Annotated in this window: 16 protein-coding genes; 8 read left to right on the top strand and 8 right to left on the bottom strand. The window is 63.1% G+C overall.

Annotated elements, in window-relative coordinates; translation table 11 throughout:
- Positions 1–226: 226 nt before the first annotated feature.
- The 6 genes from BLS08_RS00625 (at position 227) to BLS08_RS00600 (ending at position 8485) form a co-directional block, all read left to right on the top strand.
- Positions 227–1567 carry a sigma-54-dependent transcriptional regulator gene (locus BLS08_RS00625; RefSeq protein WP_017676222.1) on the top strand — a complete coding sequence of 447 codons (1341 nt, stop codon included), beginning with the start codon at positions 227–229 and terminating at the stop codon, positions 1565–1567.
- A 490-nt stretch (positions 1568–2057) separates the two neighbouring features.
- Positions 2058–3011 carry a TAXI family TRAP transporter solute-binding subunit gene (locus BLS08_RS00620; RefSeq protein WP_021487397.1) on the top strand — a complete coding sequence of 318 codons (954 nt, stop codon included), beginning with the start codon at positions 2058–2060 and terminating at the stop codon, positions 3009–3011.
- A 133-nt stretch (positions 3012–3144) separates the two neighbouring features.
- Positions 3145–5172, top strand: coding sequence for a TRAP transporter permease (locus BLS08_RS00615; protein ID WP_090335868.1), 2028 nt, complete (start codon positions 3145–3147; stop codon positions 5170–5172).
- Positions 5169–5576, top strand: a complete 408-nt coding sequence (locus tag BLS08_RS00610) for a DUF1850 domain-containing protein (protein ID WP_072425204.1) — start codon at positions 5169–5171, stop codon at positions 5574–5576. The genes BLS08_RS00615 and BLS08_RS00610 overlap by 4 nt, the downstream gene beginning before the upstream one ends.
- A gap of 141 nt (positions 5577–5717) precedes the next feature.
- Complete coding sequence (locus BLS08_RS00605) at positions 5718–6233, top strand: DUF3617 domain-containing protein (protein ID WP_090335866.1); 516 nt, start codon at positions 5718–5720, stop codon at positions 6231–6233.
- Positions 6234–6397: 164 nt separating this feature from the next.
- Positions 6398–8485: a TonB-dependent siderophore receptor gene (locus BLS08_RS00600; protein ID WP_090335864.1), complete on the top strand. Its 2088-nt coding sequence runs from the start codon at positions 6398–6400 to the stop codon at positions 8483–8485.
- 24 nt (positions 8486–8509) lie between these two features.
- Here BLS08_RS00600 and BLS08_RS00595 read toward each other — a convergent pair whose 3' ends face one another.
- Positions 8510–9235, bottom strand: a complete 726-nt coding sequence (locus tag BLS08_RS00595; RefSeq protein ID WP_090335862.1) for a substrate-binding periplasmic protein — start codon at positions 9233–9235, stop codon at positions 8510–8512.
- Positions 9236–9293: 58 nt separating this feature from the next.
- The gene (gene cls / locus BLS08_RS00590; RefSeq protein WP_090335860.1) at positions 9294–10739 is read right to left on the bottom strand and encodes a cardiolipin synthase; all 1446 of its coding nucleotides are present in this window, start codon (positions 10737–10739) and stop codon (positions 9294–9296) included.
- A 285-nt stretch (positions 10740–11024) separates the two neighbouring features.
- Here cls and BLS08_RS00585 point away from each other — a divergent pair, with 285 nt between their 5' ends.
- Positions 11025–12692, top strand: a complete 1668-nt coding sequence (locus tag BLS08_RS00585) for a BCCT family transporter (RefSeq protein WP_021487392.1) — start codon at positions 11025–11027, stop codon at positions 12690–12692.
- A 354-nt stretch (positions 12693–13046) separates the two neighbouring features.
- Here BLS08_RS00585 and BLS08_RS00580 read toward each other — a convergent pair whose 3' ends face one another.
- Positions 13047–14435, bottom strand: coding sequence for an L-serine ammonia-lyase (locus BLS08_RS00580; protein ID WP_090335859.1), 1389 nt, complete (start codon positions 14433–14435; stop codon positions 13047–13049).
- A gap of 183 nt (positions 14436–14618) precedes the next feature.
- Between BLS08_RS00580 and BLS08_RS00575 the strand changes: the two genes are divergently transcribed.
- Positions 14619–15521 (top strand): LysR family transcriptional regulator, encoded by a 903-nt coding sequence (locus tag BLS08_RS00575; protein WP_090335857.1) that lies wholly within the window; start codon positions 14619–14621, stop codon positions 15519–15521.
- Positions 15522–15910: 389 nt separating this feature from the next.
- Here BLS08_RS00575 and BLS08_RS00570 read toward each other — a convergent pair whose 3' ends face one another.
- The 5 genes from BLS08_RS00570 to folE2 all read right to left on the bottom strand — a co-directional run bounded on the left by BLS08_RS00570 (position 15911) and on the right by folE2 (position 21420).
- The gene (locus BLS08_RS00570) at positions 15911–16996 is read right to left on the bottom strand and encodes an HIRAN domain-containing protein (RefSeq protein WP_090335856.1); all 1086 of its coding nucleotides are present in this window, start codon (positions 16994–16996) and stop codon (positions 15911–15913) included.
- Between the two features lie 398 nt (positions 16997–17394).
- Entirely contained in the window at positions 17395–18102 is a 708-nt protein-coding gene (locus BLS08_RS00565; RefSeq protein WP_090335854.1) for a 3'-5' exonuclease, read from the bottom strand.
- Positions 18099–20018 (bottom strand): DUF294 nucleotidyltransferase-like domain-containing protein, encoded by a 1920-nt coding sequence (locus tag BLS08_RS00560; RefSeq protein ID WP_090335852.1) that lies wholly within the window; start codon positions 20016–20018, stop codon positions 18099–18101. Before BLS08_RS00560 ends, BLS08_RS00565 begins: the two co-directional genes overlap by 4 nt.
- Positions 20019–20183: 165 nt before the next feature.
- On the bottom strand, positions 20184–20429 hold the full coding sequence (yidD, locus tag BLS08_RS00555; protein WP_017676208.1) for a membrane protein insertion efficiency factor YidD: 246 nt from the start codon (positions 20427–20429) through the stop codon (positions 20184–20186).
- A 100-nt stretch (positions 20430–20529) separates the two neighbouring features.
- A complete protein-coding gene (gene folE2 / locus BLS08_RS00550; protein ID WP_017676207.1) occupies positions 20530–21420 on the bottom strand; it encodes a GTP cyclohydrolase FolE2 in 891 nt (296 codons plus the stop codon).
- Positions 21421–21483 lie beyond the last annotated feature (63 nt).

Here is a 21483-nt window from a genome sequence, read left to right as displayed (position 1 = left end):
TTGCTGCGCGTAGGCCTTGTAGGAGCCCGCTTGCGGGCGATGCTCCGCGCCACAAAGGCCTATCGACGGCAAGCCGGCTCCTACACGGGGCATATCGGTGGGCCTGGGGTGGGTTGGTGCTCGCTGCGCGGCGCTGCCTGATCGTAGTGTGCGCGGTGCGCACCGGTCGCTCCCCCGGATCGTATTCGTCGGGCTACACTGCCCGCCGTTCTCAAGAGGAGGTGCCATGAGCGCTCAGGTCATAGTGGTCGACGACGAAGCGGCGATTCGCGAGGCGGTACAGCAGTGGCTGGAACTGTCCGGTTTCGACGTGCGTACCTGCGCCAGTGCGGCCGAAGCCTTGGCTCTGGTCGATCGCGACTTCCCCGGCATCGTCGTCAGCGATGTGCGTATGCCCGGCAGTGACGGCCTGCAATTGCTCGACAAGTTGCTGGAGGTCGACAGCGACCTGCCGGTGATCCTGGTCACCGGTCATGGCGATGTACCCATGGCGGTGCAGGCGCTGCGTCAGGGTGCCTATGACTTCATCGAGAAACCCTTCACCCCCGAGCGTCTGCTCGACAGCGTGCGCCGCGCGCTGGACAAGCGCCGGCTGGTTTGCGAGAACCGCCAACTGCGTCGGCAGGTGGCCGACAAGGGCCGTATCGAGAGCCAACTGATCGGCATTTCGCGGCCGATGGAAAACCTGCGGCGGCAGATCCTCGAACTGGCCGGCACCTCGGTGAACGTGCTCATTCGCGGCGAGACCGGCAGCGGCAAGGAGCGCGTGGCGCGCAGCCTGCACGATTTCAGTCCGCGTGCCAGCAAGGCCTTCGCCGCGCTGAACTGTGCGGCGATTCCCGAGACCATCTTCGAAAGCGAGCTGTTCGGTCACGAGAGCGGCGCCTTTACCGGCGCCCAGGCACGGCGCATCGGTCGTATCGAGCATGCCGATGGCGGTACCCTGTTTCTCGACGAGGTGGAGAGTCTGCCGCTGGCGCAACAGGTCAAACTACTGCGCGTGCTGCAGGAAAAGACCCTGGAACGCCTCGGCTCGAACAAGAGCATCCAGGTCGATCTGCGGGTGATCAGCGCGGCCAAGCCGGATCTGCTCGACGAGGTCAAGGCCGGGCGTTTCCGCGAGGACCTGGTGTACCGCCTGAACGTCGCTACCCTGCATATTCCGCCGCTGCGCGAGCGCCGCGAGGACATTCCGCTGCTGTTCGAGCATTTCGCCCATGAGGCGGCGCTGCGTCATGGGCGCGAAGCGCCGCCACTGGCGCCGAGCGAACTTGCTCGGTTGCTCGGCCATGACTGGCCGGGCAACGTCCGTGAGCTGATCAACGCCGCCGAGCGCCATGCCCTGGGGCTGTCCAGCCCGCCGCCGGCCGAACGCTTTGCCGGCCAGGCGCTGGCGCAGCAGATGGAAGCCTTCGAGGCGCAGTGCCTGCACAACGCCTTGCTGCAGTGCCAGGGCAACATCGCCGCGGTGATGGAAATGCTGCAACTGCCGCGCCGCACCCTCAACGAGAAGATGCAGCGCCATGGCCTGGCGCGCGGTGATTACCTGCCTGGCGGCGAGGAATAAGCCAGCGCCGACTTACTGTAGGAGCCGGCTTGCCGGCGATGTTCTTACAGATGATCGCCCGCAAGCGGGCTCCTACGGGGTCATCCGCTCTCGGGATTGCACCTGCCTACCTCAGTAAGCGGAATTTTGCCGACCCTGTCACAGGTGTAGGCGATTTCCCGCTCAATGACCCATTGGTCTTTAGATGTAACCCCTCTATCTCGGGCTTTCCAGGCCCTGGCACGGCATCTGCTATGACAGTTACAGCCGCGCAGCATCTTGCCGACGTGGCGACCATAACAACGACAAGAGGTCAGCCCATGAACTGCCATGCCCCTCGCGCCATGCCGCACTCGCTGCCGTGCATGGGCCGCCTTCCTACCGCGCCCGCCGCGGCTCTTGTCCAACGTTGCACCCTGCGCTGCTGATCGCGCAACGCCGACGCCGCCTGTGTGGCGTCGTCTAGAGTGAAACTCTGCATACAGCCAATAACAACGACGGAGATACTTCCATGCGACTGACCAAGAAACTCAGCCTGTTCGCCGCTGCCGCGGCCATCACTGCCAGCACCGCAGTGCTTGCTGCCCCGACCTTCATCAACGTGCTCACTGGCGGTACCAGCGGTGTGTACTACCCGATTGGCGTGGCCCTTTCGCAGCTCTACAGCAACGGCATCGAGGGCTCCAAGACCTCGGTCCAGGCGACCAAGGCGTCGGTGGAAAACCTCAACCTGCTCGAAGCCGGTCGCGGTGAGCTGGCCTTCGCCCTCGGTGACTCGGTCGCCGATGCCTGGAACGGCGTCGAAGACGCTGGCTTCAAGGCGCCGCTGAAGAAGATCCGCGCCATCGCCGGTACCTACCCGAACTACATCCAGATCGTTGCCAACGCCGAATCCGGCATCAAGACCCTGGAAGACCTCAAGGGCAAGCGCATCTCCGTGGGCGCGCCGAAGTCCGGCACCGAGCTCAACGCTCGCGCCATCTTCGAAGCCGCTGGCCTGACCTACAAGGACATGGGCAAGGTCGAGTTCCTGCCGTACGCCGAGTCGGTCGAGCTGATCAAGAACCGTCAGCTGGACGCCACTCTGCAGTCCTCCGGTCTGGGCATGGCCGCCATCCGTGACCTGGCCTCGACCATGAAGATCAGCTTCGTCGCCATCCCGGCCGAAGTGACCGCGAAGATCGACAACGCCGCCTACGAGGCTGCCACCATTCCGGCCGGCACCTACGACGGCCAGGACGCCGACGTACCTACCGTGGCCATCACCAACATCCTGGTCAGCCATGAAGGCGTCTCCGACGAAGTGGCCTACCAGATGACCAAGCTGATGTTCGACAACCTCGGCCGCTTGGGCACCGCTCACTCCGCCGCTCAGGACATCAAGCTGGAAAGCGCCACCAAGAACCTGCCGATCCCGCTGCACCCGGGTGCCGAGCGCTTCTACAAGGAAGCCGGCGCGCTGTAATGACGGCTCGGACCGTGGCGCTTGCGCCGCGGTCTGGTCTTCACAGAATCGCGAATAAAACCGGCGTTCATGGACGGTAGGTTTTGTTGGCGACTCTGTCTCCGTATCGAAGTAGTCATGAGGTTTGCACTCCATGAGTGAACAAAACAACGGCCTGGCCGCCAGCCCGTCCGACTGGCCGAAGGCACTCTTTGCCGTCGCGCTGCTGTTCTCCATCTTCCAGATTGTCACCGCGGCCTTTCACCCGGTATCCACTCAGGTACTGCGTGCCGTGCACGTCGGCTTCCTGCTGTTGCTGGTGTTCATCAGCTTTCCGGCGCTTGGCAAGGGTCGTCCGTGGCAGCCAGTGGCCTGGCTGCTGGGCCTTGCCGGCATGGCCACTGCGATCTATCAGTGGTACTTCGAGGCGGACCTGATCCAGCGTTCCGGCGACATGACCACCAGCGACATGATCGTCGGCCTGGTTCTGATCGTGCTGGTATTCGAAGCCGCGCGCCGGGTCATGGGCATCGCCCTGCCGATCATCTGCGCGCTGTTTCTCGCCTATGGCATGCTTGGTCAGTACCTGCCGGGTGACCTGATGCATCGCGGCTACGGCCTCGATCAGATCGTCAACCAGCTGTCGTTCGGCACCGAAGGCCTGTACGGCACCCCGACCTACGTCTCGGCCACCTACATCTTCCTGTTCATCCTGTTCGGCGCCTTCCTTGAGCAAGCCGGGATGATCAAGTTGTTCACCGACTTCGCCATGGGTCTGTTCGGCCACAAGGTCGGCGGCCCGGCCAAGGTATCGGTAGTGTCCTCGGCACTGATGGGCACCATCACCGGTTCCGGCGTGGCCAACGTGGTCACCACCGGCCAGTTCACCATCCCGCTGATGAAACGCTTCGGTTATCGCCCGGCTTTCGCCGGTGGCGTCGAGGCGACCTCGTCGATGGGCAGCCAGATCATGCCGCCAATCATGGGCGCCGTGGCCTTCATCATGGCCGAGACCATCAACGTACCCTTCTTCGAAGTGGCCAAGGCCGCGCTGATCCCGGCGTTGCTGTACTTCGGTTCGGTGTTCTGGATGGTCCACCTGGAGGCCAAACGCGCCAACCTGCGCGGCCTGCCCAAGGACGAATGCCCGAATCCATGGCGTGCCGTGCGTGAACGCTGGTTCCTGCTGATCCCGCTGTTCATCCTCATCTACCTGCTGTTCTCCGGACGTACCCCGCTGTTCTCCGGCACTGTTGGTCTGGCGCTGACCGCCATGGTCATCCTCGGTTCGGCGATCATCCTGCGGGTCTCGTCCAAGGTCATGCGCTTCGCCTTCTGGATCGCCCTCGGTGTGCTCTGCGCCGGCTTCTTCCAGCTGGGTATCGGCGTGGTGTTCGGCGTCATCGCGGCGCTGGTGGCGGTCTGCTGGTTCGTCAAGGGCGGTCGCGAAACCCTGACCCTGTGCCTGCACGCGCTGGTCGAAGGTGCGCGTCACGCGGTGCCGGTGGGTATCGCCTGTGCCCTGGTCGGGGTGATCATCGGTGTGGTGTCGCTGACCGGGGTGGCCTCCACCTTCGCCGGCTACATCCTCGCCATCGGCCAGGACAACCTGTTCCTGTCGCTGGTGCTGACCATGCTCACCTGTCTGGTGCTGGGCATGGGCATTCCGACCATCCCCAACTACATCATCACCAGCTCGATTGCCGCGCCGGCCCTGCTGGAACTGGGCGTGCCGCTGATCGTCTCGCACATGTTCGTCTTCTACTTCGGCATCATGGCCGACCTCACTCCGCCGGTGGCGCTGGCCTGCTTCGCCGCCGCGCCGATCGCCAAGGAGCGTGGTCTGAAGATCAGCCTGTGGGCGGTGCGCATCGCCGTGGCCGGCTTCGTCGTGCCCTATATGGCGGTCTACTCGCCGGCGCTGATGCTGCAGGGCGACAGCCTGCTGGCGACCGTCTACGTGGGCCTCAAGGCCTTGCTGGCCATCGGCATCTGGGGCGCGGTGTTCACCGGCTTCCTGCAGGCCAAGCTGAGCTGGTGGGAGCGTGCCCTGGGCTTTGCCGCCGGCGCCAGCCTGATCCTGGCCACACCGATCAGCGACGAAATCGGCTTTGCCCTCAGCGCCATCTTCATCGCTCAACACGTCTGGCGCGCTCGTCGTGCCGAGGCGGCGACGGCGTGATCGGCCTGTGCCTGGGGTTGGCCGGCGCGGTATGGGCAGAGTTGCCCACGCCGGCCTTCACCCTGGCCTGGACCCACACCATCGAGAAGGTGCGCTGGGAAGAGGATTACCGCGTCACCGCCGAGGGCCTGGTCCTCGGCGAGGCGCGGGTCAAGGGTTCCGGCGCCGGAATGGAAATTCCCGACGGCGCCGAACTGCGCAATGGCAGCTGGCACTACCAGCGTCAGCTACCGCCTTTGCAACCCCTGCGAGTCGGGCGTACGCCTGAAGCTGGGGATTACCAACTGTGTTTCAACCAGCGTTGTCGCCCGATGAGCGATTGGCTCGGCCCGCCACAAGCGAGCCAGCCGGCGTTGGAACTCTGGAGCTGTGAGCTGAGCTCCCCTGCGGCTGACGCGGGCTAGGTTCGCCAGAGCGGACTCAGGCTTCCGGCGCCACAAGTGCCGGATCAAAAGAAGGAAACCCCCATGCGGCGCGAGCCGGTGGGGGTTTTGTTCATCTGCGGCCTGCTAGGCTTGGCTAACCACCTGCCCAGGAGACCCGTCATGCGCCCTATCTTTCGTTTCGCCCTCCCGCTCGCTCTCTGTCTGTCGCCCGTCATGGCCAGCGCCCTGGATCTCCAGCCCGGTGTCTGGGAGGTCAGCTCGCACAACATGCAGGTGGGTGGCCAGGCCATGCCCGGCATGGAGGAAATGCTGGCGCAGATGCAGAACCTGCCGCCCGAACAGCGGCAGATGATGGAGAACATGATGGCCGAGCAGGGCATCAAACTCGGTGCCGGTGGCGTGCAGATGTGCCTCACCGCCGAGCAGATCAAGGCTCAGGAAATCCCCCTGCACGATCCTGACTCCGGCTGCAGCAACGAGATTCTCGAACGCAGCGCGACGCTGTGGAAATTCCGCTTCAACTGCCCGGATGCCCAGGGCGAAGGGGAGACGCGTTTCGTCAGCGACAAGGAATTCACCACCCAGGTCAAAGGCACTTACAACGGCCAGCCGAGCAGCATGGAAAGTCGAGCACGTTGGGTAGGGGCGGATTGCGGCACCCTCAAAAGCAAATAAATGCAGCTGTAGATGTAAATTATTCGTATTGACTAGGGAGATGCCTGCTGCGAGAATTTTGTCGCTAATTATTTGCATTTGCGATTGGCAAATGCCTGCCAGGGAGGCACTCGGCTGCGAAGGGACTGCCAGCGGCTATCGACAGCGCATCAGGAGATCGTCCCTTGTTCAGCAGAAAAACCCACCTGGCCGTGGCGGTTGCGGCCGCCTGCAGTTTCAATCAAGCCCTGGCCGAGCAGGAGCAGATCGAGCTCGATGCCCAGACCGTGGTTGGCAGCAGTACGGTGGCCGAGGTCGATAGCTACAAATCCACCCCCAGCAGCGCTGCGACCAAGCTCGACCTGACCCCGCGGCAGACGCCGCAGTCGATTTCCACCCTGAGCGGCGCCCAGCTGCGCGACTTCAAACTCACCAGCGTCAACGATGCACTCAAGGCCGTGCCGGGCGTGCAGGTGCAGGAAGTCGAAACGGATCGCACTTACTACACCGCCCGCGGCTTCGATATCACCAACTTCCAGTACGACGGCATCTCCGTGCCCTTCGTCTACGGCAACGTCGAGGGCGATCTGGATACCGCCATGTACGAGCGCGTGGAAGTCATCCGCGGTGCCAACGGCCTGATTTCCGGCACCGGCAACCCGTCGGCAACGGTCAATTTCGTGCGCAAGCGACCGACCGTCGTACCGCAGGCGCGCGTCGACCTGACTGCCGGCTCCTGGGACAAGCGACGTATCGATACCGACGTATCCGGCGCGCTCAACGATGCCGGCACGGTGCGTGGGCGCGTGGTGTACGCCAACGAAAACAAGAACTCCTACCTCGACCGTTACTCGCGTGAGAAGAACGTGTTCCATGGCGTACTGGAGTTCGACCTGGACGACCGCACCGTCTTCACCCTCGGCCACACCCTGCAGACCAGCGACGCCAACTCGCCGATGTGGGGGGCTTTGCCGCTGAACTATACCGATGGCTCGAAGACCGATTACTCCCGCTCCACCAGCACTTCTTCAGACTGGGCCTATTGGGACGTCAAGGAAAACCGCACGTTCGCCGAGCTGGCGCACACCTTCGACAACGGTTGGCAAGCCAAGACCGTACTGACGCGAGTGGAAAAGAAGGGCGATGGCTCGTTGTTCTATATGTACGGTACGCCGGATCGGAATACCGGCCTCGGCCTGTTCAGCTATCCGTCCGAGTACAAGGACGAGAACAAGCAGCTGATCGTCGATGTACAGGCCAGCGGCCCGTTCAGCCTGGCGGGCCGCCAGCATGAAGCCGCGCTGGGCGCCAGTTGGTCGCGCTCGGAGCTGAGCGATATCTCCTATTACGACTCCACCACCGGCACTGCCCTGCCGCCGCTGGAGCAGTGGCATGGCAACATCGGCAGACCGCTGAATGATCTGCCCACCAACGGCAGCGATTTCACCGACCGTATGAAGAGCATGTACGGTGCCGCGCGCTGGAGCTTGACCGATAACTTGAGCCTGATCACCGGCACGCGTGTCGTCGACGTGAAAAGTAACGGTACCAATTACGGCGTTGCGAAGACCTCGAAGGACAGCGGCAAGGTGGTGCCCTATGCGGGCGTGGTCTACGACATCACCGATCAGTACTCGGTCTATGCCAGCTACACCGAGATCTTCGATCCGCAGACCAAAACCAATGCTGCAGGCTCGCGCTTGGAGCCGGTAGAGGGTGTGAACTACGAGGTGGGCATCAAGGGCGAGCTGTTCGATGACAAGGTCAACGTGGCGCTGGCCGTATTCCGCACCGAGCAGGACAACTTCGCCCAACAGGCGGGCACCATCGGTGGCCGCGCCTATTACCGCGCGGTCGAGGGGCTGACCAGCGAAGGCTACGAGATCGAGATTTCCGGCCAGCCCATTCAGGGGCTGGAGCTGAATGCGGGCTACACCTTCGTCGACATCACCAATGCCGATGGCTCGCACGGGGTCACCTACTCGCCCAAGCACATGGTCAAGACCGCTGCCACCTATCGTGTTCCAGCGATGGACAAGCTCAAGGTTGGCGCTGCTGTGCGTTGGCAGGATGACACTCACAACGGTATCGCCGAGCAAGATGCCTACGCCGTGGTCGACCTGATGGCCAGCTACGACATTGACCCGAACTGGAGCGTGTCGGCCAACCTCAACAACCTCACTGATGAGAAGTACCTGAGCAGCCTGTACTGGACTCAGGCCTACTACGGCGCCCCGCGTAATGCCAGCGTGAGCGTCAGCTGGAAGTACTGAGCCGCGGCCACGCCACGGGTCGACTCACAGCCCGTGGCGACGGCGGATTTCTCCCACCAGCTCGGCTCGCTCTTCGAGAAAACGGTTGAACGCCTCGATCAGTTGCGGGTGGTGGATGCTCGACAGGTAGTAGTGATCTTCCACGTGCGGCAGCTCTGGGTCGAACACCAGGCTGTCAGCCGCCATACGCATCTGCCTGAGTTGGTGGGCTACTACCCTGGGGTTGAGGTAGACCGCGTCGACGCGGTCACTGCTTGCCATGCGCAGCAACGAGTCGATCTGGTTGGCCTGGATCAGGCGGATTTTTCCGGCGCGGATGTCCGGCAGGTAGGGCCAGGGCGTGAAGCCATTCTGCGTGCCAAGCAGTTCGATGCGCTGCTGGCCCTGACCGAGATGCTGCGGTTTGACCAGAATGCCGTCGACATAGGGCGCTGCCGGGGCGCTGTAGTGGATGTCATGGCCGGCTTTCTGGTCGGCGTTCCATTGCGGGTGATCGGGGAACTTGAGGTCGACCCGGCCAGACAGGAAATCGCCGAGCAGGCGCCTGACCGGCAGCGGCATGTAGACGAAGCGATAGCCATGCTCGGCGGCGAAGGCGTCCAGCAGATCGCGTGCATAGCCACGGTATTCGCCGTTCTCCACATCCGAGTAAGGCTGATAGGGCTGCAGTTCGACACCGACGTGAATCTCCTCCTGTGCCAGAGCGGGCAGGACGAACAGGCAGAGCAGCAGGGCAAAGCACTTGGTCATGGCAGGCGGGTTCTCGCTGACAGCTAACAGCGGCTGGCATCCTAACCATAGCCGCGGCTCAGAGAATCGGCGAGATCAGCCGCGCTACGCGCATGCCCAGTTGCTGCAGGCGGTGCAGGTTGCGCCGGTCGGCGTTGACCAGCTCGCGTGAGCGGCTGAAGTCTTCCTCCAGCATGTTCGCTACCTGGGCGTTGAAGCCCTCGTCGAAGGTCAGCAGGTTGACCTCGAAATTCAGGCGGAAGGAACGGTTGTCCAGGTTGGCGCTGCCCAGCATGCTGACATCGTGGTCGATCAGCAGCGCCTTCTGGTGCAGGAACCCCGGTTGATAACGGAAGATGCGCACGCCGGCGCGCAGCGCCTCGAAGGCGTAGAGGCTGGAGGCAGCATAGACAATGCGGTGATCGGGGCGTGACGGCAGCAGCAGGCGCACGTCCACGCCGCGCATCACCGCCAGGCGCAGCGCGGCGAACAGCGCCTCGTCGGGCACGAAGTACGGGCTACTCAGCCACACCCGCTCGCGCGCGGCATGAATCGCTTCGACGAACAGCAGCGAGCAGGTTTCCTGCGGGTCGGCCGGGCCGCTGGCGATCACCTGGCAGAGCAGGCCGGGGCCATCCTGCTTGCTCGGCATCAGCAGCGGCGGCAGCTTCTGACAGGCCCAGTACCAGTCTTCGGCGAAGGCTTCCTGCAGGCTGGCCACCACGGGGCCGCGCACCTCGACGTGGGTGTCGCGCCAGGGCGCCAGTGGCGGCTTCTGCCCGAGGTATTCGATGCCGACGTTGAGCCCGCCGAGAAAGCCGATCTCGCCGTCGACCACGACGATCTTGCGGTGATTGCGGAAATTCAGCTGAAAGCGATTGAACAGCCCGGCGCGTGTGGGGAAGGCGTGTATCTGCACGCCGCCGCGGCGCAGGCGATCGATGAAGGCGGCGGATAGCGAATGGCTGCCGACGCCGTCATACAGCACATGCACCTGTACGCCCGCGGAGGCGCGCTCCAGCAGTACGTCTTGCAGGCACCGGCCGAGGCGGTCATCACGGATGATGAAGAATTGCAGCAGGATCACCTGCTGGGCGCTGGCCAGGGCTGCGAAGATGGCGGCGAAGGTGGCTTCGCCGTCGATCAGCAGTTCGACGCGGTTGCCGATCAGGCCGGGCAGATGCGACAGGCGCGGCAGCGCGCGCAGGCGGTCGTAGGCCGGCGACAGGTGCGCCGCCTTGGCTTCCTCGACCCAGGGGCGCCAATCCTGTTCGGCCATGGCGTGGTGCATTTCCTTGTCGGCCTGGCGCCGCGCCTTGACGTAGGCATCGAAGCGGCTGCGGCCGAACACCAGGTACGGCAGCAGCGTCAGGTAGGGCATGAAGAACAGCGACAGGCCCCAGGCCAGCGCGCCCTGGGCGGTGCGCACGGTCAGCACGGCGTGGATCGCGGCCAGTACACCAAGGGCGTGGATGGTGGCGATCAGATACGCGAACAGATGGGGAATGCCGAAATCCGCAGGCATGCAGGGTCTTCCTTTGCACAGGCTGTGTGCAGCTGACCACGGGGGTTATGCAGCGTTCGCGAGCATCCTGCCATGGCTATCTGGCGAATGGCAGTGTCGGGCAAATTGCCACCTTTCGAGGAATTATTCAGGACTTTCATGTGTCTGTGAGTCTGAGTGAGCGGAATTCATGTGTTACCCTTTCCGGTTCGACCCGTTTGCAGGTCGTCTTTAATTCGAGGAGGGCATCCGTCCTGTTCACGTTCGGCTTAGCGAGCCCAAAACACATCAAGGAGTACGCCTCGTATGGGAAACGTCCCTTCGCATGACACGTCCCCGCCATCCGCAGCGGAAACCCACGAAGGCATCCCGGCACCGACCGGTGAAGCCAACCTGATCGACACCGATTACGTCATCGGTCAGGACAACATCAAAGGGCAGTTCGTCTTCGCCCTCGACATTCACGGCAAGGTCTTCACCATCTCCGCACTGGTCGCGGTGATCTTCGTGATCCTCGCCCTGGCCCTGCAGAATCAGATCGAACCGCTGTTCAGTGGTGTGCGCGACTGGCTCACTCACCACATGGCCTGGTTCTTCATCGGCGCCGCCAACATCTTCGTCCTGCTCTGCCTAGGGCTGATCGTCTCGCCGCTGGGCAAGGTGCGCCTCGGTGGCAAGGACGCGACCCCCGACTACACCTACATGGGTTGGTTCTCCATGCTGTTCGCCGCCGGTATGGGCATCGGTCTGATGTTCTACGGTGTGTCCGAACCCATGTCGCACTACAGCGCGGCGATGGGCGGGATCACCGTCGGTGAAGACGGTGTGCGTACCGACTGGGCTCCGCTTGGCGGCGCCGCCGGTAATGCCGAGGAGGCCGTGCGCCTGGGCATGGCCGCGACCATCTTCCATTGGGGCCTGCACCCCTGGGCGATCTACGCCATCGTCGCGCTGGCGCTGGCGCTGTTCTCGTTCAACAAGGGCCTGCCACTGTCGATCCGCTCGATCTTCTACCCGATCCTCGGTGAGCGCGTCTGGGGCTGGCCGGGGCATATCGTCGACATTCTCGCGGTATTCGCCACACTGTTCGGTCTGGTCACTTCGCTGGGTTTGGGCGCGGAGCAAGCGGCTGCGGGTGTGGAATACCTGTTCGGCATCCCGGCCACGGACACCACCAAGGTGCTGCTGATCGTCGCCATCACTCTGATCGCCCTGGCCTCTGTGGTCGCCGGCCTCGACAAGGGCGTCAAGCGCCTGTCGGAGATCAACATGGGCCTGGCCATGGCCCTGCTGCTGTTCATCATCATCGCCGGGCCGACCCTGGTGATATTCACTGACTTCTTCAAGAACCTCGGTGCTTACCTGCAGTACCTGCCGGCGCTGTCCAACCCGGTCGGCCGTGAAGATGCCAACTTCAGCCAGGGCTGGACCGCCTTCTACTGGGCTTGGTGGATCAGCTGGTCGCCGTTCGTGGGCATGTTCATCGCCCGCGTCAGCCGTGGCCGCAGCGTGCGTGAATTCCTCGTTGCCGTACTGCTGGTGCCGTCGCTGGTCTCGGTGCTGTGGATGACCGCCTTCGGTGGCACCGCCATCAACCAGTTGCTGGTCGATGGTTTCACCGGTGCGCAGGACGCCGGCCTGGAGCTGAAGCTGTTCAGCATGCTCGGTGAAATGCCGTTGACCGGCATCACCTCGTTCATCGGTATCGTGCTGGTGGTGGTGTTCTTCATCACCTCGTCGGACTCCGGCTCGCTGGTGATCGACACCATCACCGCGGGCGGCAAGGTCAATGCACCGGTACCGCAGCGCGTGTTCTGGGCCAGCATCGAAGGCGTCATCGCCATCGCTCTGCTGCTCGGTGGCGGTCTGGTGGCGCTGCAGGCGATGGCCGTGTCGACGGGCCTGCCGTTCACCATCGTGCTGCTGGTGGGCTGTATTTCCATCGTCAAAGGCCTGATGAGCGAGCCGCGTTAGGCGGGCTACCCCCGCATCCGGCGCTTGGCGCCACCTTCTCCCAAGGGAGAAGGGCATCGAGGAGAGCGTCGCTGTGTCCCTCTCCCATTTATGGGAGAGGGATAGGGTTGCCGATCAGATAAGGCCGCCAAAGTTGCCTTTCGTAGGAGCCCCGCCCCGGGGCGAAGCTTTTCAGTTGCGCATCGCCCTGGTTCGCGGCGGGGCGCCGCTCCTACGCATTCGCAGCGTCGACGCTCAACTGACTGGCATCAAGGTGAGAGGGGGCTTTAAACGCCCTATCATCGCCCCCTGCCACACACAAAAACGCCGCGAACCTGTGCAGGTTCGCGGCGTTTTGCATATGGCGATAGCGTATCAGCACTCGATGATATTCACCGCCAGGCCGCCACGGGCGGTTTCCTTGTATTTGGTCAGCATGTCGGCGCCGGTCTCGCGCATGGTCTTGATCACCTTGTCCAGGCTTACGTAGTGCGAGCCATCGCCGTACAGCGCCATACGCGCGGCGTTGATGGCTTTGACCGAAGCGATGGCGTTGCGCTCGATGCAGGGGATCTGCACCAGGCCGCCGACCGGGTCGCAGGTCAGGCCCAGGTGGTGCTCCATGCCGATCTCGGCGGCGTTCTCGACCTGCTCCGGGGTGCCGCCGAGTACCGCGCACAGCGCGCCGGCCGCCATCGAACAGGCCACGCCGACTTCACCCTGGCAGCCGACTTCGGCGCCGCTGATCGAGGCGTTTTCCTTGTACAGGATGCCGATGGCACCGGCGGTGAGCAGAAAGTCGATGATGCCGCGCTCGCTGGCGCCGGAAATGGCGTTGGCGTAATAGTGCAGCACCGCCGGGATGATGCCGGCGGCGCCGTTGGTGGGCGCGGTGACCACGCGGCCACCGGCGGCGTTCTCCTCGTTCACCGCCAGGGCCCAGAGATTGACCCAGTCGAGCATGCGCAGCGGGTCTTCCAGGTAGCTGCGCTGGAAGCCGCCCAGCTTGCGCGCGAGGATCGCGGCACGGCGGCGCACCTTGAAGCCACCCGGCAGGATGCCTTCGGTGCGGCAGCCACGGTCGACGCAGGCCTGCATCACCTTCCAGATTTCCAGCAGGCCGGCATCGGTCTCTTCGTCGCTGCGCCAGTGGCGTTCGTTGCGGCGCATCACCTCGGCAATGCCGATGCCGTTCTCGCGCGCCAGGCGCAGCAGGTCGGCGCCACTGCTGAACGGCAGCGGCAGGCTGGTGGCGTCCGGGGCAATGACCTTGTGCTTGGAGCCGTCGGCGAGGATCGCCTCGCTGACCACGAAGCCGCCACCCACCGAGTAATAAGTGGCCTCGTGCACCTGAATGCCGGCGGCGTCGAAGGCCGCGAAGCGCAGGCCGTTGGCATGCAGCGGTAGCGCCTTGCGGAACATCTTCAGGTCGGCCTTCTCGTCGAAGGCGACGGCGTGCTTGCCGGCCAGAACGATACGCTTGTCGCGGCGGATGGCCTCGATGTAGCCCGGCACCTGGTCCACGTCGACGGTATCCGGCTCATGGCCGCTGAGGCCGAGCAGCACCGCCTTGTCACTGCCGTGGCCCTTGCCGGTGGCGCCCAGCGAGCCGTACAGCTCGGCGGCGACGCGGGTCACCTGCGGCAGGTGGTCGTGGTTCTCCAGCGCGTGGGTGAACAGCGCGGCCGCGCGCATCGGGCCAACGGTGTGGGAACTGGAGGGGCCGATACCGACTTTGAACAGGTCGAAAACGCTGATAGCCATGGCGAGATTCTTCTTCTGTGGGCACGGCTGAAAACCGGGTTTTCAGCGATGCCTGTATGTGGGTGAACCACGCGCCCGGTTCAGCGCGTGTGGATATCTCTATCTAAGGCCGGCCATATCATTATGTATACTGATTTATTTTTAACCTATTCGTTAGCGACCCTTAACTATTGAGATCGCGTCATGGACATCACCCGCCTGCGCACCCTGCGTGAACTGGCCCGTTGCCGCACCATGGCCGCCGCTGCCGAGTCGCTGCACCTGACGCCCTCGGCGGTTTCGCAGCAGGTGTCCCAGCTCGAGCGTGAGGCGGACATGGCGCTGATCGAACGGCGCGGGCGCGGCGTGGTGCTGACCCCGGCCGGCGAGCGCCTGGTGGCGCATGCCGAACGCATTCTCATGGTGCTCGACGAAGCACGCTCGGAGCTGGCGCTGCTGCGCGGGGAAATCGCCGGTGAATTGCGCGTGGCAGCCTTCCCCTCGATTGCCGTGGCGGTGATCGCGGAAACCGTGCGGGCGCTGCGCAGCGCCTACCCTCGGCTGAACGTGGTGGTATTGGAACTGGAACCGCAGGAAAGCCTAAGCGCCCTCGGCGCCTGGCAGATCGACGTGGCGGTGATCGACGACCTGGCCGTGCAGCCCGACGAAAACCGCGAGAACTACGCGCTGATTCCCCTGACCCAGGACCTGCTGCACGTGCTGCTGCCCATCGACCATGCACTGGCCAGGCGCGACAGCCTGACCATCGCCGAGCTGCGCGACGAAGCCTGGGCGCTGGACTCCACCGGCAGCTCGTTCGGCGAATTCATCACCAACCTGTGTCGCCGCTCGGGCTACGCGCCGCGCATCAACGCCCACTGCGCCGGCTTCGAGATGGTCGCGGCCATGGTTGCCTCGGGCAACTCCATCTCCATCGTCTCCGGCCTGCGCCTGGTACGAACGCTGCCCGGCGTCACCGCCGTGCCGCTGGCGCCCGATATCCAGCGCGGCGTGTTCCTCGCCTACCGCAAGGGCGAGCGTGACCATCCGGCTGTGAATGTATTTCTCGACGAGGCGGTTTATACGGCTGACAGGGTGCTCGGCTAGCAGCACAGCCTGTAGGGTCGAGGGGGACGCCCCAGTCTGCTGTTCGCGAAGCTTTTGGCTTTTGCTCCCCTCTCCCATTTATTGGGGGCACGCCTAGTGGAGAGGGGTTGGGGGAGAGGGTGTTTTTGATGCGCACGGTTGTAACGTCATTCGCCTGCCTGACGGTGGATAAGCTTCGCGTTGGCTACGCGCCCCGATCCACCCTACGTTCGGTAATACCAGCGGACTCTGTCGCCCACGTAGGGTGGATGACGCTTTTTTCATCCACCATTTACACGGTGGTTATCCGGGCTACTTGCTATGTCAGATAGCCGGCTGGGTAAATAATCTGTTCCTTTGACTATCATCCCTCAGCGATTAGCTATTTGGCGAATACCACCTCTACACAGTCAGATCATATCAGTTGGCTTCACCCTACCACCTAGTCTGCGCAATCTTTGGTTAGTGACTGCTGCCTTCTGGCGAACGGTTTTAAGCTCTTTCTTCTCCTTGACTAGAGCACGCCTCAAAGCTGTGTTCTCATCGCAGGCCACCTGGGCAACGTCCAGAGCCTGCCTGGCCCGTGCGATAGATACCTGTAGCTCATCAACTGCTCTCTGTGGCAACCGGCCATATACCCATGATCGAAGGCCAGTATGCTGCTTGAGGTACTCCTCGAGATCGCGTACGCGTTCTGAGCATTCAGTTCGTACTCGTTCTAATTGCCATGCTTTATGCTCTACCTGCTTCAGTTCCTGCAGGAGTACAGGCTTTCTCTCCTTAACATGTTGATCATGCTTGATCATCAAGGCCTCTCGGTCTCTGATCGCAGCATCAGTCATGACCATTTCGCCATCGAGCACGTTGACGCATTTGCCGGAAGCTCTTTCCCTTTCGATCCAGTACCGCTCTCGCTCCCCCAGCCAGGATTGAAGATTGTATGGAGAAAGGTTGTCAGGGGACTTCTCGACTATCTCCGCAGTGAAACCACTGCTGCCGTATAAATTCCAGTGCTTTTGCATGGCGGGGTTGCCATGGGCGCCAAGCTGGAAGTCCTTCCAGTGGCTCTCCAGGCGGTGATTAATGTTTTTCGACTGTCCAATGTATGTACTGTCATCAATGCCTAAACGCAGCCGATAAATACCAGCAATTACAGTAGGAGATACTTGTGGGGCAGTGATTGGTGCGCTGGCCTGAAGTGTAATGATGATCTCGAATTTTTCGATGTCGACTTTGATGTCTTTGGGATCTACCAAGTGAACGGTGATAGAGGCTAAGTCGGCCTCCATGGCAGGTGAAATCACTCGAGAGTGAACGCGCCGAATGTGGCCAATCTTCCGGTTGCCAACAAGGACGGCGACTGCATTCCTATCGTGGGAGTTACCTGGTTCGCGCATCAATGTGAGAGGGTGAAGCATACGGATTTGCTGCACTAATTGCTCGTCCAGCCCGTAGTATTGAATGCCCACCACGCTAGTTTTGATATTTCTTCTCATATGAACTGGTTCCTAAGGAAACCCTGAAGAAAACTTCCCGTTTCTGGCGAAATACGCTGAGCCAGTCGCCCAAATTTCCCGCCGAAGCAGATAATGTCCCCAATGCTAAGCGGCGAAACCAGCCACAAACTTGTGGATCTGCAGGTGAGTCACCACACGGCAGTTACTGTTTGCGAAGTGATGTACAAATGCTAGGCGGCGGTAGGCCAAGTAATCCAGCAACTGGTGAGCGTCAGCAAGCCAAATCAGTGAGCAATCACCATGTACGAATAGTAGGCGGGGATTACCCGCTTTGCTCGTCCCTTCGGGGCGCACTGAAGTGCGTTGGTCACAAGGGGCTTGTCGGACCGATTTTTTAACGAAGCATCATCGATGCGTAGATACTTTCCGTACAGAGTCTAACTCCACAGCGCCCCCACCGGCGTATGCGCCGGGTAGTGCCTCGCCACCTGCGCCTGCAGCAGCTCCCCACAGGCCAGCGCATCGGTCAGCGCATGGTGCGCCGAGTACAGCGGCAGGCCATAGCGCAGGCGGCTGTCGGCCAGGCGGATGGAAATTGGCTGTCGGCCGCGCAGGCGGTCCCACCAGCCCACGGTGCGTTTGGGGTGCAGGCGGGCTTCCAGTTCCATAGTGTCGATGATGGGGAAGATCAGCCCTTCGCCCAGGTGCTGGCGCACGGCCTGGTCGAGGAAGCTGCGTTCGATGTTGCGGTAGTGCGCCACCACCACCTTGCCGGCCAGGGTTTCGAGCAGTTCGTCGAGCACGCTGGCCAGGCGCGGGGCGTGGCGGATGTCGCTGTGGGTGATGTGGTGGAAGGTGACCGATTCGGCGTTCAGCTCGCCGGTGGGCTTGACCACCCAATAGCGCGACTCGCTGCAGCGGATGCGTTGCAGGCTCAGCGGTACCAGGCCAAGGCTGACGATGGCGTTTTCGCGTGGGTCGAGGCCGGTGGTTTCCACGTCCAGCGCCACCAGCGGGACATCCTCCAGAGGTGTATCAGCCGCGACGCAGCCGGCGCCGTAGAAGGCGCGTAGGCGCGGGTCGCGGCTGCTGTCGGCGAGGCTGGCGAACAGTTGCGGCCAGTCCTGGGCCGCGCGCTCACTCATCGCGGACGGCTCGCCGGTTGCGCCGGGTAGCGAAAGCGCAGGAATTTCTGCGCGTTGCTGATCACCTGGAAGGCTTCCTTGAGGTGCTGGCGTTCGCTGGCGCTGAACTGTTCCGGCTCGATGTAGTTGCTTGGCGCGTTGCTGGCTTCGACTTCACGGGCCTGATGGCGCACGCGCACCAGGCTGAGGAACTCGAAGGCGTAGCGCAGGTGCTCCAGCGCTTCCTTGGGCAGCAGCTTGGTGGCAGCGATGGCGTCGAGGCGATCCAGCGAGTTTTGCGCCTTGGAACCACAGGCCAGGGCGTGCACGCGGATCAGGTCGGTGAGCGGCGCGGTGCCGCGGCCCTTGAGGTTGATGATGTTGCGGTGGCGGCCGTCGGTTTCCATCACGAAGGTGCGGAAGAAGCCCAGCGGCGGCGTGCGGTTGAGCGCGTTACGCGCCAGCGCGGCGAGGAAGGCGGGACTGGCGCTGGCCTTCTGTGCCAGCAGATCCTTGAGATTTTCCACCAGCTCGGTTTCGCCGTAGAGGCCGTCGAGGTCGAAGAAGATGCTGGCGTTGAGCAGAGTTTCCGGGTTGGGCCGCTCGATCCATTCGCTGAAGTACTGCCGCCACACCTTCAGCGGCTGCCGCCACTTGGGATTGGTGGCCATGATGCCGCCCTTGCAGTAGCTGTAGCCGCAGGCGGCCAGGCCGTCGCTGACGAACTGCGCCAGTTCGGCGAAGTAGGCGTCGTGTTCGTCCGCATCGAAGCTATCGTCGAGCACCAGGGCGTTGTCCTGGTCGGTGAGCAGCAGTTGTTCGTCGCGGGCCATGGAGCCGGCGGCCATGAAGCAGTAGGGCACCGGTGGCGGGCCGAGTTTCTGTTCGGCCAGCTCCAGCAGACGCTGGCTGAAGGCGCGGCCGATACCGCTCATGGCGCTGCCGACCATGTGTGCGCTGGCATCGTCGGCGACCATGCGCACGAAGGTGGCGCGCAGGTCCGGCAGCAGGCTTTTGAGCCCCTCCACCGAGGTCTTGTTGAAGATGCCGTTGACCAGATACAGGCTGCTGCGCGACTCGTAGCGGATGATGTCGGCCAGCGCCACCACACCCACTGGGCGGCGGCGATGCAGCACCGGCAGGTGGTGGATGTTGTTGCGCAGCATGCACAGCATGGCCTCAAACACCGAGTCGTCGGCCTGCAGGGTGATGGGGTTGGGCGTCATGATCTGGCTGACCGGGGTGTCGCTGGGCAGGCCGGCGGCGACCACGCGGGTGCGCAGGTCGCGGTCGGTGAGGATGCCGGCCATCACCTGGTTCTGCTGCTCGGCCACGTCTACCTGGTTCGGGTCGGGCCAGCGCGTGCCGGGATCGACGACGATCACCGAGGACACGCTATGTTCGGTCATCACCTGCGCCACCTGCTGGATCGGCGTATCCAGCGGCACGCTGACCGCGCCGCGCGAGATCAGCTTGCGCACCTTGATCTTCATCAGCTCGCTGGCCTTGCCGTGGCTGTCCTCCAGAGCGGACTTGAGCCGCGACTGACCTTCGGCTTCGACGAAGTCGGCGAAACTGTCGAACTGCTCGCACAGTTGCTGGAACAGCGCGCCAGGGATGAAGTAGATCAGGCTGTCTTCGATCGCGGTGGCACCCAGCCGTACCTTGTTGCCGCGCAGCAGGCCGGCCTGACCGAAGATGTCGCCCTCGCTGAGGCGGTTGTGCAGTTCGCCGCCACGCCGGTGGATTTCCACCGCGCCGCTGCGCACGTAATGCAGCTCGTGGATCGGCGCACCGACGGCGAGGATTTCGCTACCGGCCTTGAAGTAGCCCACCTGCACCTGGCGGGCGATCTCGTCGAGAGTTTGTTCCGGCAGGTTGTCGAAGGGGGCGTAGCGATTCAGGTGGTCGCGGATCTCGATCAGTTCGATCTGCATGCGATGTCCTTTACAGCGTGGGCGTCTATCTAAGCACAGACGCCGCCGGCTTTGCCCGGTTCCAGGCCGATCAAGCAGCCGCTCCGGGAATGGCCGTTACCCGTTCAGGATAGCCACAGCGCCCTTTGCTGCGCAGGCAACTGACATAACCCCGGCTGCTGTACATCAGTCATGACGATGTTTCTGGGGGCAACGATCGGTGGGCGGTACTGGGTCGTGGCCGCCCGCATGCCAGGGGTGACAGCGCAGTAGCCGGCGCAGGGTCAGCCACAGGCCGCGTAGCAGGCCGTGCTGTTGCAATGCCTCGATGGCGTAGTGTGAGCAACTGGGGTGAAAACGGCAGCGCGGCCCCAGCAATGGGCTGATCAGGTACTGGTAGCCGCGTAGCAGAGAGATGGCCAGGCGTTTCATGCGTGACGACTCCTCGGGATCAGCACGTCGGCGGCGCTTCTGGCGCTGGCTCAGGGGCGGCTTTTGCCGACGCCAGATGCAGGCAAAACCGCATGCCTGTTCAACTCCAGTTCCAGCTGCTTTCGGCCACTGCGTCGTGGGCGTGCAGGCTTTCCGCGTGCACGACCCGCAAGCGCAAGGCGCTGACCTGAGGTAGCTGGTATAGGGCTTTGTGCAGGCGGCGGGCAGCGTCTTCACAGAACATCAGATTTTGTCCGTTGGCCAGGGCGAAGGCCTGTTCGTCGGCGCGCTTCACCGCGGTCTGTACCGGTGTGCCGAGGGCGTGTTCGGCGCTATCGATCAGGGCCAGCACGGGCAGTTCGACGCAGCCTGGCGCCAGGCGCAGTTGCAGGGTCGCCGTACTGCGCTGACTGTGCGGGGTGGCGACGATGCCCTGGGTCGAGCCGAGCCAGTCGAGCACGCTGGAGTAATCCACCTGCTGGTCGGGAAAGTCCCAGGCGAAGCGTTGTTGGATCAGCTGCCGTGCCAGCGCTGCCGAGCAAGGGCAGGTGGAGGAGTAACCGACCTCGACCTGTAATTCGATGTTCACGCCGCGACCGTCCTGACGAGCACGTAGCTCGAAGGGGTAGCCCTTCCAACCGTTCAATGGGCTGACCAGCGCCGGACGCTTGAGCGGCACTTCGCCGCGCAGAGTCAGGGTGGCGCTGTCGGACAGCTCCTGGTGGCTGCTCAGGCAGTCGTCCAGCACCTGCAGCACCGCCGGCACGTTCAATGGCTGATGCACCAGGCGCTGCGCCGCCAGGTACAGGCGCGACATGTGGATGCCGCGTGCGCCGGCATCATCGAGGCTGACGCCGATATCGACGCTGGCGGTCACGGCGGCGTCCGCCAGACGAATGGGCAGGGCGATGCCGGCCATGCCGACCCAGTCCAGCGGTAGGTCATGGTGGGTGGCTTGGGCGGCAATATCCGGCAGAGGCTGTTCGTTCATCGTAAATCCGTGGGTAGCGGTCAGAAATAAATGTTATGTTATAACAATTGAAACAAGCCAGCC

Source organism: Ectopseudomonas chengduensis, assembly GCF_900102635.1.
GTDB classification, from domain to species: Bacteria; Pseudomonadota; Gammaproteobacteria; order Pseudomonadales; family Pseudomonadaceae; genus Aquipseudomonas; species Aquipseudomonas chengduensis.
This window is presented reverse-complemented; position numbering and strand designations above follow the sequence as displayed.